Consider the following 16,793-nt stretch of genomic DNA (forward strand, 5'->3'; position numbering starts at 1 on the left):
CGAAACAGGGCAAGATCACCCCGCCGGTTGACGCCGGAACAACTCCCTCGCGGCTAGCGTTAAATGTGTGATCCCGAGGCTGGGGCGTAGCGAACGACGTCCCGGCCATGGGACACTAAGAGCGACTTCCGTCACAGTGTCAAGTCATATTCATCTAGGAGCTACCGCCGCGTGGAGTTTTTGAACCAAATGCTCGAGCATGCAGCCGGGCAGCCTTGGATTTACCCGGTGCTCCTGGTGTTCTTCTTCATCGACGGATTTGCCACCATCCTTCCCAGCGAAACAGCAATTGTTGGCCTCTCGGCGCTGTCCCTTCACAGCGGGGAACCCAACCTTTGGATCCTGGGGACCACGGCGCTTATTGGAGCCATGGCCGGTGACAACATGGCTTACCTCTTGGGCCGCAAGATTGGCCTGACGCGTTGGAAGTGGATGCGCCGCCCCAAGGTACAGAAGATGTTCGCATGGGCCCAGTACGAGCTGGACAAGCGCGGAGCCGTCCTGATCTTCACGGCACGCTATATTCCGTGGGGACGTGTGGCTGTCAACTACGTGGCCGGGCAGACCGGATTCCGGCACCGGACCTTCTTCTTCCTTGATGCCTTTGCCTGCATCACCTGGGTTGGCTACTCGATCGGCATCGGACTCCTCGCCGGTCAATGGGTCCACCACAACCCGTTGCTTGGCGTCGGTATTGCCGTGGCCTTCGCCGTGGTCCTTGGCATCGTCGTGGACCACGTGCTGCGCTGGTGGCACAAGTACCTCGAAAAGAAGGACCATGCCAAGGAAGCTGCCGCCCACGGGACCACTCCCGCGCCAGACGCAAGCGCCAAGGCGATTGCCGGCGTCGACCGTTCCAAGCCTGCTGGCTAAGCACCTGCCGTCCCCCTACAGTTGGGTACGTGACTGAGCCAATTCTTGACGCTGCCCCTGCCCTCGACTTCGATCTGAAGAGCCTGCCGAAGGTTTCCCTCCACGACCATCTGGACGGAGGACTGCGGCCCGCCACCATCATCGAACTGGCGGAGGCCGTCGGACACACCCTGCCATCAACGGATCCTGTTGCTTTGGGTGAGTGGTTCCGCGAATCCGCAGACTCCGGTTCCCTGGTCCGCTACCTCGAGACCTTCGACCACACCATTGCCGTGATGCAGACCAAGGAAGGCCTCTTCCGGGTGGCCCAGGAGTTCGTCGAGGACCTGGCCGAAGACGGAGTGGTCTATGGCGAAGTCCGCTGGGCCCCGGAGCAGCACCTGCAGAAGGGCCTCAGCCTTGATGAGGTTGTGGAAGCCGTCCAGGCCGGGCTTGAAGCCGGTGTGGCCGCCGCTGACGAGCGCGGACAGCAGATCCAGGTGGGTCAGCTCATCACCGCCATGCGTCATGCAGACCGTGGCCAGGAAATCGCCGAGCTGGCCGTCCGCCACCGCACCAAGGGCGCAGTTGGCTTCGACATTGCCGGTGCCGAGGACGGTTTCCTGCCTTCCCGCTTCAAGGAAGCCTTCACCTACCTGGCCGCCAACAACTTCCCGGCAACAGTCCACGCGGGCGAGGCCGCCGGCCTGGACAGCATCCAGTCCGCACTGGTTGACGGCCGCGCCCTGCGCTTGGGACACGGCGTCCGGATCGCCGAGGACATCACGGTCGAGTTCGAGGAAGACGCGGACGACGACGGCGAAGGCACCGTTGGGTTGGTGACCCTCGGCAACGTGGCCGGCTGGGTTCGCGACCGCGGTATCGCCTTGGAAATCTGCCCCTCCTCCAATCTCCAGACCGGCGCCATCGCCAACTTCGGTGAGGGCATCGAGAGCCACCCGCTGGACATGCTGTTCCAGCTCGGCTTCAACGTCACCATCAACACTGACAACCGCCTCATGGGCGGCGTCACCCTCACGGACGAGTTCGAGCTCCTGGTGGAGACCTTCGACTACGACCTCGATGATCTGCTCGAGCTGACGCTCAACGCCGCCGAGGCAGCGTTCCTGCCGCTGGACGAGCGCGAAGCCCTGGTGGAGTACATCAACGACGCCTATGCCAACCTCGGCTGACAAATCCAGCCTCGACACGCTGATCGGAACAATCGCCGCTCTTCGGGAACACTGCCCGTGGATGGGCGCGCTCACCCACGAATCACTGGTGGAGTATTTGATCGAGGAAGCCTATGAAGTGGTGGACTCCATCGAGGCGGGAGCTGTTGATGACGAGCTTCGCGGCGAGCTGGGCGATGTGCTGCTTCAAGTGGTGCTGCACGCCCGGCTCGCCGAGGAGCGCGGCAGCTTTGACTTCGCGGCGGTTGCACGGGACATCAACGCAAAAATGATCCGGCGGAACCGGCACGTCTTCAAAGCCGACGGCACGCTCCAGGACACTTTCCCCGCAACGGTGGAGGAAATCATCCTGAAGTGGGATGCGGCCAAGCGGGCGGAGAAGCCGGAGCGCACCGATCCTTTCGAGGGCATCCCGCCGCACCTTCCAGCTTTGGCAGCGGCACAGAAGTCCTTGGACAGGGCCGCCCGCGCGGGTTTTGCCGTCAATGCGCAAGGTGCCCAGGCCGGCGTCGTGGTTCCTGCCATCCCGGCCTCGGAAGAGGCACTCGGTGAGCTGCTGCTGGCGATCGTCGCCGGTGCCCGGGACCAAGGACTCGACGCCGAGCGGGCCCTTCGCGGGGCAGTGCGAACGTTCCAGGACGGCCAAGGCCGGCCTTCATGACGTGAGCGGTTGGAAGCCGTTCCGTAACCTAAGCCACTCTCGACTACGCTAGTAGCGACGAGGACGTCGAGAATTCCCCTCTAGATTCCTGTAAATCGCTTCACCATAAGGAGCACATCCATGGCGCTTATCGATGCCATCCACGCACGCGAGATCCTTGATTCCCGCGGTAACCCGACTGTAGAAGTTGAGGTCCTGCTCTCCGACGGCCAGATCGGCCGTGCAGCAGTTCCTTCCGGTGCCTCCACCGGTGAGCACGAGGCCGTTGAGCTCCGCGACGGCGACAAGGGCCGTTACCTCGGCAAGGGTGTCCAGAAGGCCGTAGACGCCGTCATCGACGAAATCTCCCCGGCCCTGATCGGCTTCGACGCCACGGACCAGCGCAGCATCGACCAGGCGATGATCGACCTCGACGGTACCCCGAACAAGGGCAAGCTGGGCGCCAACGCCATCCTCGGTGTTTCCCTCGCCGTTGCCAACGCTGCTGCCGCTTCGGCCGACCTGCCGCTCTACAAGTACCTCGGCGGCCCGAACGCACACGTCCTCCCGGTTCCGCTGATGAACATCCTCAACGGTGGTTCGCACGCAGACTCCGACGTCGACATCCAGGAATTCATGATTGCCCCGATCGGTGCAGAGACCTTCTCCGAGGGCCTGCGCTGGGGTGTCGAGGTTTACCACAACCTCAAGGCTGTCCTCCAGGAGAAGGGCCTCTCCACCGGCCTGGGCGACGAAGGTGGGTTCGCTCCCAACCTGCCGTCCAACCGCGCTGCACTGGACCTGATCCAGGAAGCCATCAAGAACGCCGGCTACACCCCGGGCACGGACATCGCCCTGGCCCTGGACGTTGCTTCCTCCGAGTTCTACAAGGACGGCGCCTACCAGTTCGAAGGCAAGGCCCTCAGCGCTTCCGAGATGAGCGCCTACTACGCCGGACTCGTTGCCGACTACCCGCTGGTTTCCATCGAGGACCCGCTGGACGAGAACGACTGGGAAGGCTGGAAGACCCTCACCGACACGATCGGCGACAAGGTCCAGTTGGTTGGCGACGACCTCTTCGTCACCAACCCGGTCCGCCTGCAGCAGGGCATCGACGCTGCCACGGCCAACTCGCTCCTGGTCAAGGTGAACCAGATCGGTTCCCTCACCGAGACCCTGGACGCTGTTTCCCTGGCCCAGCGCTCGGGTTACACCACCATCACCTCGCACCGCTCCGGCGAGACCGAGGACACCACCATCGCCGACATCGCCGTTGCCACCAACGCCGGCCAGATCAAGACCGGTGCCCCGGCCCGCTCCGAGCGCGTTGCCAAGTACAACCAGCTCCTGCGCATCGAAGAGGAACTCGACGACGCCGCACGCTACGCCGGCCGCAGCGCTTTCCCGCGTTTCAAGGGCTAGCCTTCAGCGAAAACAGCTGACCGGTGGCTATGGTGGAAAGACCATAGCCACCGGTTCTGTTTAACGCTTGCCTGCTGAACCGCGGGCGCACCAGGACTTCGGTCACGTACCCAGGCGCAGGGCAAGCGCAGCAACCCGCCAGGCAAGCACCGGGCATTACAGGAGTGTCATGGCCACCCGTCGTCCCAAGGTACCCAAGGCTGATGCCCTCGGCAGGCCGTCAGGACAGGCCACTTCAGGCAAAGGGCCGGGGAAGACCCCGGCTGCCCCGGAGCCCACGCGCCAGGGTTCTGCGGGCCAGGGTCCTGCGGGCCAGGGTCCTGCGGGCCAGGCTGGCGGAGATCTCATCGAGGCCGAGTTCGGCGCTACCCGCGCAAGCGCCGCAGGTGGTTCGAACGCCAAGCCCGCTCCCCGCGTTGAGGCCCACGGCAAGGCTGCCGGGCCCCGCAGGCCCGGTGCGCCCAGGACTCCCGTCCGTCCAAGGGTCTCGACTGCCGGAAAACCGACGTCCACCGGCGCGGCAGCGGCCGCGACAAAAGCCCCGGCCACCGGATCCGGCGCCAAAAACAAGGCATCTCAAGGGACGCCGGCGAGCGATCCCGTACCGGCCAAGGCGTTCTCCGGCCGTGTTTTGGCGCTGGCCGTCGTGATGATTGCGATCACCATCATGCTGGCCCCGACGGTGAAGATTTTCCTGGAGAAGCGCTCCGAAATCTCGGCGCTGGAAGCCGAAATCGCCAGCAAGGAAGCCGAGCAGGCGGACCTCAACAAGCAGCTCTCCCGGTGGCAAGACCCCAACTATGTGAAGCAGCAGGCCCGCGACCGCATTAACATGGTTATGCCGGGTGAAACGGGTTACTGGGTATTTGGCGGGGATGAAGCCGCTGGAACCCCTGGGGGCCGCACCGGCTCCGGATCATCTGCGAACCCGGCAAACCTGCCTTGGGTGGATGCACTTTGGGAGTCCATCAGACGATCGGCAACAGACTAGACGCGGTGCCCGCCGCCGTCGTGCCCTGACGGGAGGCGACCAAAAGGGCAGGAAGGTTGGCAGCGCAAGTGGAAGAGAACACGGCAGCAATGCCGCAGGAATCCCGCCAGCCATCAGCACATGACCTCGATGTCCTGAGCCGTCAGCTTGGCCGGCCCGTCCGTGACGTGGTGGAGATCCCCGCGCGTTGCGTGTGCGGCAACCCGCTGGTTGCGGCAACGGCACCGAGGCTCAGCAACGGAACACCGTTTCCCACCACGTTCTACCTCACGCATCCCGTGATCACCTCGGCTGTTTCCCGGCTGGAGGCCGGTGGCCTGATGAACCGGATGAACGATCGCCTGGTCGAGGACCAGGAGTTGGCCACCGCTTACCACGGTGCCCACGATGCTTACCTGCAGGCGCGCAACGGGATTGCCGAACGTTCCGGAACCGGAGCCGTTCCGGAAATCGCCGGCGTCTCTGCCGGCGGCATGCCCACCCGGGTCAAGTGCCTGCACGTGCTCGTGGGGCACTCGTTGGCCGCCGGTCCCGGGGTGAACCCCCTGGGCGACGAGGCGCTGGAGGCCATCTCCGAGTGGTGGACCAAGGACCGCTGCTATTGCGACGGGGCCTGGGACACCGCGGGGGAGACCCCATCGAGGGACCTCAGCCGCCACGGCCCGCAGGGCCTGCCGGACATCGTGGGCAGGCCTGCCCCGGTCCGGAAATCGAAGACCTCCCTTTCCACCCCGGAATCGACGGAAGAGCGTACATGAGCCGCGTTGCCGCCATTGACTGCGGAACCAATTCCATCCGCCTGCTGATCGCCGATGTGTCGGCTGACAGTGCGGCAGGTCCATTGACCGACGTCGTCCGGGAAATGCGCGTGGTGCGCCTGGGGCAGGGTGTGGACGCCACCGGCGAACTCGCACCGGAGGCCCTGGACCGCACGTTCGCCGCGGCCAAGGACTACGCTGCCCTCATCGGTGACCACTCAGCCGGATCTGTCCGGTTCGTTGCCACGTCCGCTACCCGCGATGCCCGCAACCGCCAGGTGTTCGTGGATGGCATCCGGGACCTGCTGGGGGTTGCCCCCGAAGTCATCTCGGGTGACGAGGAAGCTTCACTGTCATTTGCCGGAGCCAGCAGTGTCCTGCCCATCAAGGGCGACGACGCTGTCCTGGTGGTTGACCTGGGCGGCGGCAGTACCGAATTCGTCCTGGGCGACGCGAACGGAGTGATAGCCGCCCGTTCGGTGGATATCGGGTGCGTCCGGCTGACCGAGCGGCACCTCACGAGTGACCCACCGACGGCGGCCCAGATCGCCGCTGCGGAGGCCGACGTCGACGCTGCCCTGGATCTCGCGGCACAAACGGTACCGCTTGGCCGCGCCACAGCCGTGGTTGGCGTGGCGGGTTCCATCACCACCATCACCGCGCACGCCCTTGGGCTGGGCGAATACCAGCCCAACAAGATCCATGGCGCGTACCTGGACATTGAGACCGTCGGCGATGCCGCCACCAACCTGCTGGAGATGAGCAGGTCCGAGCGGGCTGCCCTGCCCTACATGCACCCCGGCCGGGTGGACGTCATCGGTGCAGGTGCGTTGGTGTGGCGCAGGATTCTGCGGCGCCTGGGCCAGGCCAGTGACGGCCGCATCCACGGGGCTACCTCCAGCGAGCACGACATCCTTGATGGCATCGCGCTCAGTATCCGGGGAGTTGCATGACCATGCGGCACAGGCGGCTCCTTTCGGCCTCGTTGGCTGCCTTCCTGGCCGGAGGATCCCTGGTGGGGGGATTGGCCTCCGCTCCTTCGGCCATGGCAGATTCCTGGCGTGACAAGGAGCAGTGGCTTAAGGACTCAGGCATCACGAATGCCTGGCAGGTCTCCAAGGGCGCCGGTGTCAAGGTTGCCGTCATCGATAGCGGCGTCGACGGCAACCACCCGGACCTCAAGGGCGTGGTGACGGGCGGGGCCGATGCTTCCGGAGCCGGAGCCGCCAACGGCCAGAAGAGCATCGGGGCAAAGCCGGAGCACGGAACCCTGGTGGCCACCATGCTGGCCGGACGCGGCCACACGACGCCGACTGCCTCGCCCACCGCTTCTCCGCCCGCGACCCCTACGGTTCCACCTGCAGGGGGACCGGATGGCATGGTGGGCGTAGCCCCCGAGGCTGACATCCTGTCCGTTTCCACGTGGCTTGGCTCGCCCAACCCAGGAGGCAAGACGGACCAGGAACAAATTCCTGTGGCCGTTCGCTGGGCGGTGGACAACGGCGCCAAGGTCATCAACATTTCCTTGGGCAGCACGTCTCCGGATTGGCCGCAAAGCTGGGATGCCGCGTTCCTGTACGCCGAGCAGAAGGACGTGGTGATCGTCGCAGCCGCGGGCAACCGCGTGGGCGGCAACGTCCAGGTGGGTGCACCGGCCACCATTCCCGGTGTCCTCACCGTGGCCGGCCTCGACAGTGACGGAAAGGCCAGTGTCGACTCCTCGTCGCAGGGCATCAGCATTGGCGTTGCGGCTCCCGCTGAAGACCTCGTAGGTGGCGTTCCGGGTGGTGGGTACGCCGAATGGGCCGGCACCTCGGGCGCTGCCCCGATCGTGTCCGGCGTGGCCGCATTGATCCGCTCCAAGTGGCCGGACATGAGCGCCAAGCAGGTAATCAACAGGATCGTCAGCACGGCCAAGGATGCCGGCGCCCCAGGCAAGGACCCCATTTACGGTTACGGAATCCTGGACGCCGAGGCTGCGTTGAAGGGCGACGTGCCCACCACCTCCGTGAACCCCCTGGGCTCCATCGCGGACTGGATCCGCGTGCACCGCCGCGGCGACTTCAGCACACCTTCGCAAGCCCCGGTGGCCAGTCCGACGAGTGCGCCTCCAACGCTGGCCGACCCCACGGTTCCTTCAGCGAAGACGCCGGCGGGCGTCGACGACGCCCTGCCTGCCGCCGTCGTGCTTGGTTTCGGTGGCCTTTTCGCCGCCATTATTACGGGCGCAGCGCTGCAGTTGCGGCGTGCTTACAAGAACCCGCCGACGGTGCCGGAAGAGGCCGAAACGGGGGCCGTGGAAGTGGTGGATCCACCCGCGAAGAAGTAGCTAGTGAAGATTTTCACAAAGTGCTGTACTCTGGATTCATGGCAACCACCCCAGAGCTCATTGACCGTCCGCGCGTTCTTGTCGTCGGCGGCGGCTACGTCGGCCTGTACGTAGCCCTCAAACTGCAGAAGAAGATCGCGAACGCAGGTGGCATCGTCACCGTCGTGGATCCACTGCCCTACATGACTTACCAGCCGTTCCTCCCCGAGGTGGCCGGTGGCAACATCGAGGCCCGCCACGCTGTGGTCTCGCACCGCCAGCACCTGAAGCAGACTGAGCTCATCCAGGGCCGCGTCACCGGCATCGACCACGCCAACCGCACTGCGGTGGTGGCTCCCTCCGACGGCGGCGAGCCGTTCGAGATCCCGTACTTCGACGTCGTGATCGCCGCGGGCGCCATTACCCGTACGTTCCCCATCAAGGGCCTCGCGGACAAGGGCATCGGCCTGAAGACCATCGAGGAAGCTGTTGCACTGCGCAACAAGGTCCTGGAGCGCATCGAAGCAGCGTCCACCATGACCGATCCCGCAGAGCGTGCCAAGGCCCTCACCTTCGTGGTTGTCGGTGGCGGTTTTGCCGGCATCGAGTGCCTCACCGAAATGGAAGACCTCGCCCGCGCTGCCGTCAGCAACAACCCGCGCGTCCGCCAGGAAGAAGTCCGCTTCATCCTGGTCGAGGCCATGGGCCGCATCATGCCCGAGGTCACCGCACCCCAGGCCGAGTGGGTTGTGGAGCACCTCCGCAGCCGTGGCATCGAGGTTCTCCTCAACACCTCCCTGGACAGCGCCGAGGGCAACCTCAAGCTCATCAACCTGCCGGACAAGACCTCCGCAGGTGAAGTTGAAGCCGACACCCTGGTCTGGGCTGCCGGCGTGCAGGCCAACCCGATGATCCGCTCCACCGACTTCCCGCTGGAACCGCGTGGCCGCGTCCGCGTTCTCCCGGACCTGCGCATCGCGGGCGACGAAGGCATCATCGAGAACGCCTGGGCTGCCGGTGACATCGCCGCTGTTCCGGACCTCACGGGCAAGGGCCTGCCGGACGGCACCTGCGTGCCGAACGCACAGCACGCGCTTCGCCAGGCCAAGAAGCTCGCCAAGAACCTCTGGGCTTCCCGCTGGGACAAGCCGCTCCACGACTACAAGCACAAGAACCTTGGTGCTGTAGCCGGCTTCGGCGAGTGGAAGGGCGTTGCCAACATCAACCTCCTGGGCCGCATCGGCCTCAAGGGCGGTCTCGCCTGGCTGGCACACCGTGGCTACCACGGCATGGCCATGCCCACGGTTGAGCGCAAGTTCCGCGTGATCTTCGGTTGGATCCTGTCCTTCTTCGCAGGCCGCGATACCACCCAGCTGATCGACCTGGACAACCCGCGCGGTGCTTTCGTGGCCGCAGCGACCCCGGCTCCCAAGCCTGCTGCTGCTCCCGCACCGGCCCCGGCTGCTGAAAAGCCCGCCGAGGAAAAGACCCCGGTCACGGCTGACGCCAAGTAGTACCACGCCCGACGGCGGCTGCTCCCCCAGGGGAGTGGCCGCCGTCGCGCATTTAACCGGGACGCCGCCCCTAGACTGTTCCCATGGCTGGCGAAACCGACCTCCAAACACTTCTTGGTTCCATGCACCCCGTGATGCGGGACGGAGACTATGTCTACGCTCTTTGGCCGCACGGAAGACCCCTGGAGGGTGACGTGGAGGCCGCCGTCCGCGAGGCCGAGGGCCTGACGGTGGTCCTTGGCCGCGCTGAGGCTGAGAGATTGGGGCTCAGCTACGATTTCGTGGCGGCCTGGATTACCCTCCAGATCCATTCGGCGCTTGAAGCCGTGGGCTTGACGGCCGCGGTCAGCGCCGCCCTGACGCATGCGGGGATCAGCTGCAATGTCCTGGCCGGTTTCCACCATGACCACTTGCTGGTGCCTGCCACCGATGCGGGCAGGGCCATGGAGGTCCTTCACTTGCTTGGCCGCGGCATTGTGCTGCGGAGTGAGCAGCCCGAGGACCGGCCGGCCATCCTGGCGCTGACCGCGCAGGCGTTCTCGGTCTCGCCGGTGACGGGCGAGCCGGTTGAAGGGGTGCCGGTGGAGGTCGGCCTGCTCCGCGAATTGTTCGACTGCGAAGAGTACGTTCCTGATCTCAGCATCGTGGCCGAGATCGGCGGTGACATTGTGGGGCATGTGATCAGTACCCGAGGCTCGGCGGGCGGCCTGGAGTTGGTAGGCCTCGGCCCGATCGGTGTAGCTCCAACCCTGCAGCGCCGGGGGATAGGCGCGGCTCTCATGCGCGAAACCGCGGTTCGCGCGGCTGCCGCCGGGATCCCGGGGATCGCGCTCCTGGGCAGTCCGGCCTACTATCCGCGGTTCGGCTATGTACCGGCGGCCTCGTTGGGCGTCGAACCGCCGGTTCCCGCCTGGGGAGACCATTTCCAGCTTCTTCGGCTGCCGGGGTGGCCCGACGGCGTCACGGGCACCTTCCGCTATGCGGCGCCGTTCGATCGTCTCTAGCTGGGATACCATGGTCCGGGCGCCCCAGTAGCCCAATTGGCAGAGGCATCAGACTTAAAATCTGCGTGTTGTGGGTTCGAGTCCCACCTGGGGCACTGCAGGGAAGGGGAGGAATATCCTCCCCTTCCTTTTTTCGTGTGCCTCTCAGAGGATTTTCCCAGTTGGCTCGTAGATTCCCCACAGGCAACGAGTGTTATAGGGATGTGACCTGAATCACTTATCTTCACGGATCAATTGCACTAGTTTGAGCAGTAATCAGGAATACCTGAGCAATCGCATCAAAGGCAGTTCGCACCTTTCGATCGAGGAGATTACGCATGTTTGATCTTTCCCAAGCGGCGCCCAGGGCCGCCAAGCTAACCGCGCTTGGCATTGGGGTCGCTCTTCTCGCCACGGCCTGTGGCGGGTCTTCCACGCCGAGCCAGACCGGCTCCGGTTCCAGTTCCGCAGCCTCGGCAGGGATATCCTGCCCGGCTCCCAGTGCAGGTGCGGGGGCCGGCAACAGCCAGGCCGCTACCAACACGGGACCCGTGCCTCCTTCGACCACCACCACGTCCACGCCACTGAAGCTTGGTTCGCTCCTGCCGACAACGGGGTCGCTGGCGTTCCTCGGCCCACCTGAAATTGCCGGCGTCAACCTTGGCATCAAGGAAGTCAACGACGCCGGTGGCGTCCTGGGTGCTCCCGTTTCCGTGATCCACCGCGACTCCGGTGACACCAAGACGGACATCGCAACGCAGTCCACCACGGCCTTGCTCGGCCAGGGTGTCAGCGCCATCATCGGTGCGGCTTCGTCCGGCGTTTCCAAGACGGTCATCAACCAGATCACGGGTGCCGGGGTTATCCAGTTCTCGCCTGCGAACACGTCGCCCGACTTCACCACCTGGGACGACAAGGGCCTGTATTGGCGTACTGCACCCTCGGACGTCCTCCAGGGCAAGGTGCTCGGCAACTACATGGCCACGTGTGGCGCCCAGACCGTTGGCATGATCGTGCTTAACGACGCTTACGGCACCGGCCTGCAGAAGAACGTGAAGGAAGCCTTCGAGGCAGCAGGCGGCAAGGTTGTTGCCGAGGAACTCTTCAACGAAGGTGACTCGCAGTTCAGCAGCCAGGTGGACAAAGTTCTTGCCGCCAAGCCGGACGCCATCGCACTGATCACGTTCGACCAGGCCAAGAGCATCGTCCCGCTGATCACCGGCAAGGGCATCAAGCCGACGCAGCTTTTCATGGTTGACGGCAATACTTCCGATTACAGCAAGGACTTCCAGCCCGGCACCCTCAAGGGCGCACAGGGAACCATTCCCGGTACGTTCGCCAAGGATGCCTTCAAGCAGAAGCTCCTGGCCATCGATCCCGCACTGAAGGATTACAGCTACGCAGGCGAGTCCTACGACGCCGTGAACCTGATCGCCCTGGCAGCTGAGGCCGCCAAGAGCACCAAGGGCACGGACATCGCGGCCAAGCTGAAGGAAGTCTCCGAAGGCGGCGAGAAGTGCACCAGCTTCGCGGCCTGTGTGACGCTCCTCCGCGAAGGCAAGGACATCGACTACGACGGCCAGTCCGGCCCCGTAACGTTCTCCGACGCCGGTGACCCCACCGAGGCGTACATCGGTATCTACGAGTACCAGGATGACAACACCTACAAGCCGGTTCGCGAAGAGTTCGGCAAGCTGTAAGCCACACTCTTTCCACTCACCCGAACAGGTCCCCTTCCAGCAGGAAGGGGACCTGTTCTGCGTCCGGATCTCCCGAAGCCCGTGTTGCGGGGCCTGCACTGCGGGCTGTGGGCGGAGTTTGGGGCGCAGGGCGGCCTCCGCAGCGCGGCTCGTGTGCGGCCACGACCCACATTGCGGGCACCGCCAGCACTTGGGCATCCCTATCTCGGCGTGTCGAGCCTCAGCGGCCGCAAAGCAGGTCGTGACGGTACACGGGCCGCCGGGTGGCATGCTGGTGGGGTGACTGATGGGATCAGCGAAAGACAACACGGCCTGCTTGTCTCGTGGTTGGGTAGCTTCACTGTGGTCACAGACCATTCCTGGCCCTTGCAGGACACCACGGTGCTCCGTGTGGAAACCCCGGATGGCTGCCAATATATCGTCAAGGCCAGTCAGACAAGCCACCATATCCGCCGTGAAATCGCCGCCTATTCGCGGGGAATGCCGGCCCTCGAAGGACTTGTTCCCACGTTGGCCCACGCGGCTCCCGAGGCTGGCCTTCTGGTTACGAGATACCTCCCTGGTGCACTGGTTGCCGGCAGCATTGCGGAAGTCACCCCCGATACATATCGCCAGGCGGGAGAACTCTTGGCGCGACTCCATCGCCCCGCCGGGACGTCGGCAAGCTACATGCGGTCGCTGCGTGCCAGGACCAATTCTGTGCTGGAAAAGGCCGGGGGACTGCTTCCCGAAGACACGGTGCGGCGCCTGTCCGAGGTGGTGGCCGCCGTCGAACTTTCGCCTGTGGAGCTGGTAACAACCCACGGCGACTACCAGCCTCGGAACTGGTTGCATGACTGCGGGCAGGTGAAAGTCATCGACTTTGGCCGCGCGGACCTTCGCCCATGGGTCCATGACCTGGTTCGGCTGAGTCATCAACAGTTCCTGACGCACCCCGAACTCGCGCCGGCCTTCCACGAAGGGTACGGAAGGGTTGTTGCAACGGATCTCGATCGACGATTGTGGACACTCGAAAACGTGGACCAAGCCGTTGGAACAGTCGTTTGGGCCCACCGCGTAGGAGACGGATCGTTTGAGCAGCAGGGGATCGCCATGGTCGAAAGGTTGCTGGTCCGAAACCATGCCCTGGATTAACGAGGGCACGGCCCCATCCACGCGGAAAGGGCCTCTTTCTTTGGTGTTGTGAGGCCTGCTCTGCGGGCTGTGGGCGGAGTTTGGGGCGCACGGCGGGCTCCGCAGCGCGGCTCGTGTGCGGCCACGACCCACTTTGAAGGTGCATCCCTCCATTGGGCATCCCCATCCCGGCGTGTCGCGTCTCAACGTCCCCAAAGCAGGTCGTGACGGCACGCGAGCCGCCGGGTGTGCCCCGCCATCAAGAGCGGGAGGTTCGACGACGGCGCGCGCGTGAGTGCCGACGTCGTGCGTCTGCGTTCATGGGAGAGGAGCGGGCGGTCACCACCCACTTTGGGCCTCGCCCAGGCGGACACGCCGGGTTTCCGGGCCCCTAAGGGACTGTGCGTCCGCAAAGTAGGTCGTGACGGTCCGCACCCCCGAGGCAGATGCCCGTTGTGGGGCCTGCCCTGCGTTCTATTCGCGGGGCATGGGGCGCAGAGCGGGCGCCGCCAGGGGCAAAGCGTGTCCCCGGGTCAGTTGCCTGAACCGGGGACCACGTGGTGTTGGCGAGCTCCTAGACCTCGTCGGCCAGGGTGCCCAGGTAGAGCTGGATGACCTTGGGATCCTTCATGAGTTCGCGGCCCGTGCCGGTGTAGGCGTCGCGGCCTTGGTCCAACACGTATCCGCGGTCGCAGATCTGCAGGCAGCGCCGGGCGTTCTGTTCAACCATGATCACCGAAACACCGGCGCGGTTGATCTCGTGGACACGGAGGAACGTCTCGTCCTGCTTGACGGGGGAAAGGCCTGCCGAGGGCTCGTCGAGAAGCAGCACTGCGGGATCCATCATGAGCGCCCGCCCCATGGCTACCATTTGGCGTTCGCCGCCGGACAGAGAGCCCGCCCGCTGTGCACGCCTCTTGCCGAGCTCAGGGAAGAGTCCTGTGACAAAGTCGAAGCGCTCGGCGAAGACCTTGGGCCGCTGGAACAGGCCCATCTGGAGGTTTTCCTCGATGGTCAGCGTGGCAAAGACGTTGTTGGTCTGGGGGACGAAGCCAACGCCCTGGGTGACAAGCTTGTTGGCCTTCAGCCCCGTGAGGTCCTGGCCACGCACCACCACGGTGCCCGAGTGGACCTTCACCAAACCGAACATGGCCTTCAGGAGCGTGGACTTGCCGGCGCCGTTGGGGCCAATGATGCCGATCAGCTCACCCTTGCGGGCCTCGATGCTGCAGCCGTTGAGGATGTTGACGCCCGGCAGGTACCCGGCCACGAGGTCGGTGACTTTGACGACGGCGTCTTCCGTGGGATTGCCTGCGGGGGCGGGCATTGCGCTGGTGGCGCTCATTTCTCGTCCTCCTGCTTGGTTTCGGTCACGCCGGTTGCGGTTGTTTCGGTGGACAGCATGCCGGCGTCTTCGGTGCCGACCACCGACTCCTCGTCGGCGACGAGTTCGGCTTCCAGCTCCCGGATGCCCTGGGCGTCGCCCAGGTCCACGTCGTGGTGGGCGCCCAGATAGGCGTCGATCACGGCGGGGTTCTTCATGACTTCGCCCGGAGGACCCTCGGCTACAACCTTTCCTTCGGCCATGACCACCACCCAATCGGCAATGTGCCGGACCATGTTCATGTCGTGCTCGACGAAGAGGACGGTCATCCCTTCGGCCTTGAGGTTCTTGATGTGGTCCAGCAGGGACTGGGTCAGGGCCGGGTTGACGCCGGCCATGGGCTCGTCGAGCATCACCAGCTTGGGGCGGACCATGAGGGAGCGTGCCATTTCCAGCAGCTTCCGCTGGCCACCGGACAGAGAAGCCGCGTAGTCGTCCTTCTTGGCATCGAGCTTGAACTTCTCCAGCAGGACGTTGGCCTGGGCGGTGATCTCCTTTTCCCTGCCACCCCAGATCCCCTTGAAGAGGGCCTTGGACAGGCGCTCGCCGGGCTGGTCGGAGGCACCGAGGCGCATGTTCTCCATGACGGTCAGCTTGCCCATCACCTTGGTGAGCTGGAAGGTACGGACCATGCCCATGCGGGCCACTTTGTAGGAGGAGACCCCGGCGAGGCTGTTGCCTTCGAACTGCCACTTGCCGGAGTTCGGAGTGTCGAATCCCGTGAGCAGGTTGAAGAGTGTGGTTTTGCCGGCGCCGTTGGGCCCGATCAAAGCGGTGATCTTGTGGCGGGGGATTTCGAGGTACTCGACGTCCACGGCGTTGATGCCGCCAAACGAGCGGGTCACGTTCTCTGCCACCACGATGGGATCGCGCTTCTTGCAGCCGGGGGTATTCTCCCCGACGGCGATGGGCCGCGAGTCTGTCATGTAATCGATGTTTTCGGTCGGCTGACCGTTGCTTTCACTCATGCGAATGCAAGCTCCTTCTTATTGCCGAAGACGCCTTGCGGGCGGAAGATCATCAGGAGCATCAGGGCCACGCCCACCAGGATGTAGCGCAGCTGGCCGGCTTGGACCGTGGTAAGCCAGGTGACTGCTCCGGATTCGATGAGCCCGTACAGCAGGCTCTGGGTCAGGGACAGCACCACCCAGAAGATCATGGCACCGATGACGGGTCCCAAAACGGTGGCCATGCCGCCCAGGAGGAGGCAGGTCCAGAGGAAGAACGTCAGCTCGGTGCCATAGTTGGACGGTTGGACTGCGCCGCGGGGGAGCGTGAAGATCATGCCGGCGAGGGCGCCGAGTACACCGCCGATCACCAGGGCCTGCATCTTGTAGGAATAGACGTTCTTGCCGAGGGAACGCACCGCGTTCTCGTCTTCGCGGATACCCTTCAGGACGCGTCCCCACGGGCTGCGCATGAGCAGCCACACCAGGAGGCAGCAGACGATGACCAGTCCCCACCCAACCACGCGGATGAAGAAGTCCCTGTTGTTCATGCCCATGTAGGACCCCTCGGGGAAGGGGTTCATGGAGTAGAAGCCACCTTCGAAGGCGGCGAGTCCGTTGGCCGAACCCGTAACGCTCGTCAGTTGGTTGGTGGTCACGACATACCGCACGATTTCAGCCGCGGCGATGGTGACGATGGCCAGGTAGTCCGCTCGAAGCCGAAGGGTGGGAATGCCGAGGATGAAGGCGAAGATTACCGAACACAAGACGGCGATGAGCAGGCCGATGAAGAACGGCGTTTTGAAGGTCAGCGTCGAGATCGCGAAGCCGTAGGCTCCCACGGCCATGAAGCCGGCCTGGCCGAAGTTCAGCAGGCCGGAGTAGCCGAAGTGGACGGCGAGGCCCAAGGCGGCAAGGGCGTAGGCCGCCGTCGTTGGACTGAACAACTCACCGGCGGCGCTGGAGAAGATAAATCCGAAATCCATGG

The 16,793-nt window shown here is 64.5% G+C and carries 15 protein-coding genes and 1 tRNA gene; 13 read left to right on the plus strand and 3 right to left on the minus strand.

Going from position 1 to position 16,793, the window contains the following annotated elements:
• The first annotated feature begins 189 nt into the window (after positions 1-189).
• The 13 genes from ACIPY3_RS04715 to ACIPY3_RS04775 all read left to right on the plus strand — a co-directional run bounded on the left by ACIPY3_RS04715 (position 190) and on the right by ACIPY3_RS04775 (position 13,495).
• Complete coding sequence (locus ACIPY3_RS04715; RefSeq protein ID WP_400331626.1) at positions 190-873, plus strand: DedA family protein; 684 nt, start codon at positions 190-192, stop codon at positions 871-873.
• A gap of 29 nt (positions 874-902) precedes the next feature.
• Positions 903-2,045 carry an adenosine deaminase gene (locus ACIPY3_RS04720; protein ID WP_400330737.1) on the plus strand — a complete coding sequence of 381 codons (1,143 nt, stop codon included), beginning with the start codon at positions 903-905 and terminating at the stop codon, positions 2,043-2,045.
• Complete coding sequence (locus ACIPY3_RS04725) at positions 2,029-2,706, plus strand: MazG nucleotide pyrophosphohydrolase domain-containing protein (protein WP_400330740.1); 678 nt, start codon at positions 2,029-2,031, stop codon at positions 2,704-2,706. The genes ACIPY3_RS04720 and ACIPY3_RS04725 overlap by 17 nt, the downstream gene beginning before the upstream one ends.
• A gap of 120 nt (positions 2,707-2,826) precedes the next feature.
• The gene (eno, locus tag ACIPY3_RS04730) at positions 2,827-4,107 is read left to right on the plus strand and encodes a phosphopyruvate hydratase (protein WP_387433287.1); all 1,281 of its coding nucleotides are present in this window, start codon (positions 2,827-2,829) and stop codon (positions 4,105-4,107) included.
• Positions 4,108-4,276: 169 nt separating this feature from the next.
• Complete coding sequence (locus ACIPY3_RS04735; protein WP_400330742.1) at positions 4,277-5,098, plus strand: septum formation initiator family protein; 822 nt, start codon at positions 4,277-4,279, stop codon at positions 5,096-5,098.
• 68 nt (positions 5,099-5,166) lie between these two features.
• Positions 5,167-5,856: a DUF501 domain-containing protein gene (locus ACIPY3_RS04740; protein WP_400330745.1), complete on the plus strand. Its 690-nt coding sequence runs from the start codon at positions 5,167-5,169 to the stop codon at positions 5,854-5,856.
• A complete protein-coding gene (locus ACIPY3_RS04745) occupies positions 5,853-6,809 on the plus strand; it encodes an exopolyphosphatase (RefSeq protein ID WP_400330748.1) in 957 nt (318 codons plus the stop codon). Before ACIPY3_RS04740 ends, ACIPY3_RS04745 begins: the two co-directional genes overlap by 4 nt.
• Positions 6,806-8,185: a S8 family serine peptidase gene (locus tag ACIPY3_RS04750; RefSeq protein WP_400330751.1), complete on the plus strand. Its 1,380-nt coding sequence runs from the start codon at positions 6,806-6,808 to the stop codon at positions 8,183-8,185. The genes ACIPY3_RS04745 and ACIPY3_RS04750 overlap by 4 nt, the downstream gene beginning before the upstream one ends.
• A 38-nt stretch (positions 8,186-8,223) precedes the next feature.
• Positions 8,224-9,678 (plus strand): NAD(P)/FAD-dependent oxidoreductase, encoded by a 1,455-nt coding sequence (locus tag ACIPY3_RS04755; protein WP_400330754.1) that lies wholly within the window; start codon positions 8,224-8,226, stop codon positions 9,676-9,678.
• A gap of 83 nt (positions 9,679-9,761) precedes the next feature.
• A complete protein-coding gene (locus ACIPY3_RS04760; RefSeq protein ID WP_400330757.1) occupies positions 9,762-10,682 on the plus strand; it encodes an N-acetyltransferase in 921 nt (306 codons plus the stop codon).
• Positions 10,683-10,703: 21 nt separating this feature from the next.
• Positions 10,704-10,777 (plus strand) — tRNA-Leu (locus ACIPY3_RS04765).
• Positions 10,778-10,999: 222 nt separating this feature from the next.
• Positions 11,000-12,361 carry an ABC transporter substrate-binding protein gene (locus tag ACIPY3_RS04770; RefSeq protein WP_400330759.1) on the plus strand — a complete coding sequence of 454 codons (1,362 nt, stop codon included), beginning with the start codon at positions 11,000-11,002 and terminating at the stop codon, positions 12,359-12,361.
• A 279-nt stretch (positions 12,362-12,640) separates the two neighbouring features.
• Complete coding sequence (locus ACIPY3_RS04775) at positions 12,641-13,495, plus strand: aminoglycoside phosphotransferase family protein (RefSeq protein WP_400330762.1); 855 nt, start codon at positions 12,641-12,643, stop codon at positions 13,493-13,495.
• A 553-nt stretch (positions 13,496-14,048) separates the two neighbouring features.
• Here ACIPY3_RS04775 and ACIPY3_RS04780 read toward each other — a convergent pair.
• The 3 genes from ACIPY3_RS04780 to ACIPY3_RS04790 are packed head-to-tail and all read right to left on the minus strand — an operon-like array spanning position 14,049 to position 16,791.
• A complete protein-coding gene (locus tag ACIPY3_RS04780) occupies positions 14,049-14,819 on the minus strand; it encodes an ABC transporter ATP-binding protein (RefSeq protein WP_397324710.1) in 771 nt (256 codons plus the stop codon).
• Positions 14,816-15,826 (minus strand): ABC transporter ATP-binding protein, encoded by a 1,011-nt coding sequence (locus ACIPY3_RS04785; RefSeq protein ID WP_400330765.1) that lies wholly within the window; start codon positions 15,824-15,826, stop codon positions 14,816-14,818. The genes ACIPY3_RS04780 and ACIPY3_RS04785 overlap by 4 nt, the downstream gene beginning before the upstream one ends.
• Positions 15,823-16,791, minus strand: a complete 969-nt coding sequence (locus ACIPY3_RS04790) for a branched-chain amino acid ABC transporter permease (RefSeq protein WP_400330768.1) — start codon at positions 16,789-16,791, stop codon at positions 15,823-15,825. The genes ACIPY3_RS04785 and ACIPY3_RS04790 overlap by 4 nt, the downstream gene beginning before the upstream one ends.
• Positions 16,792-16,793: the final 2 nt, after the last annotated feature.

It is taken from the genome of Paenarthrobacter sp. NPDC089714 (assembly GCF_044748905.1).
Lineage (GTDB): Bacteria > Actinomycetota > Actinomycetes > Actinomycetales > Micrococcaceae > Arthrobacter.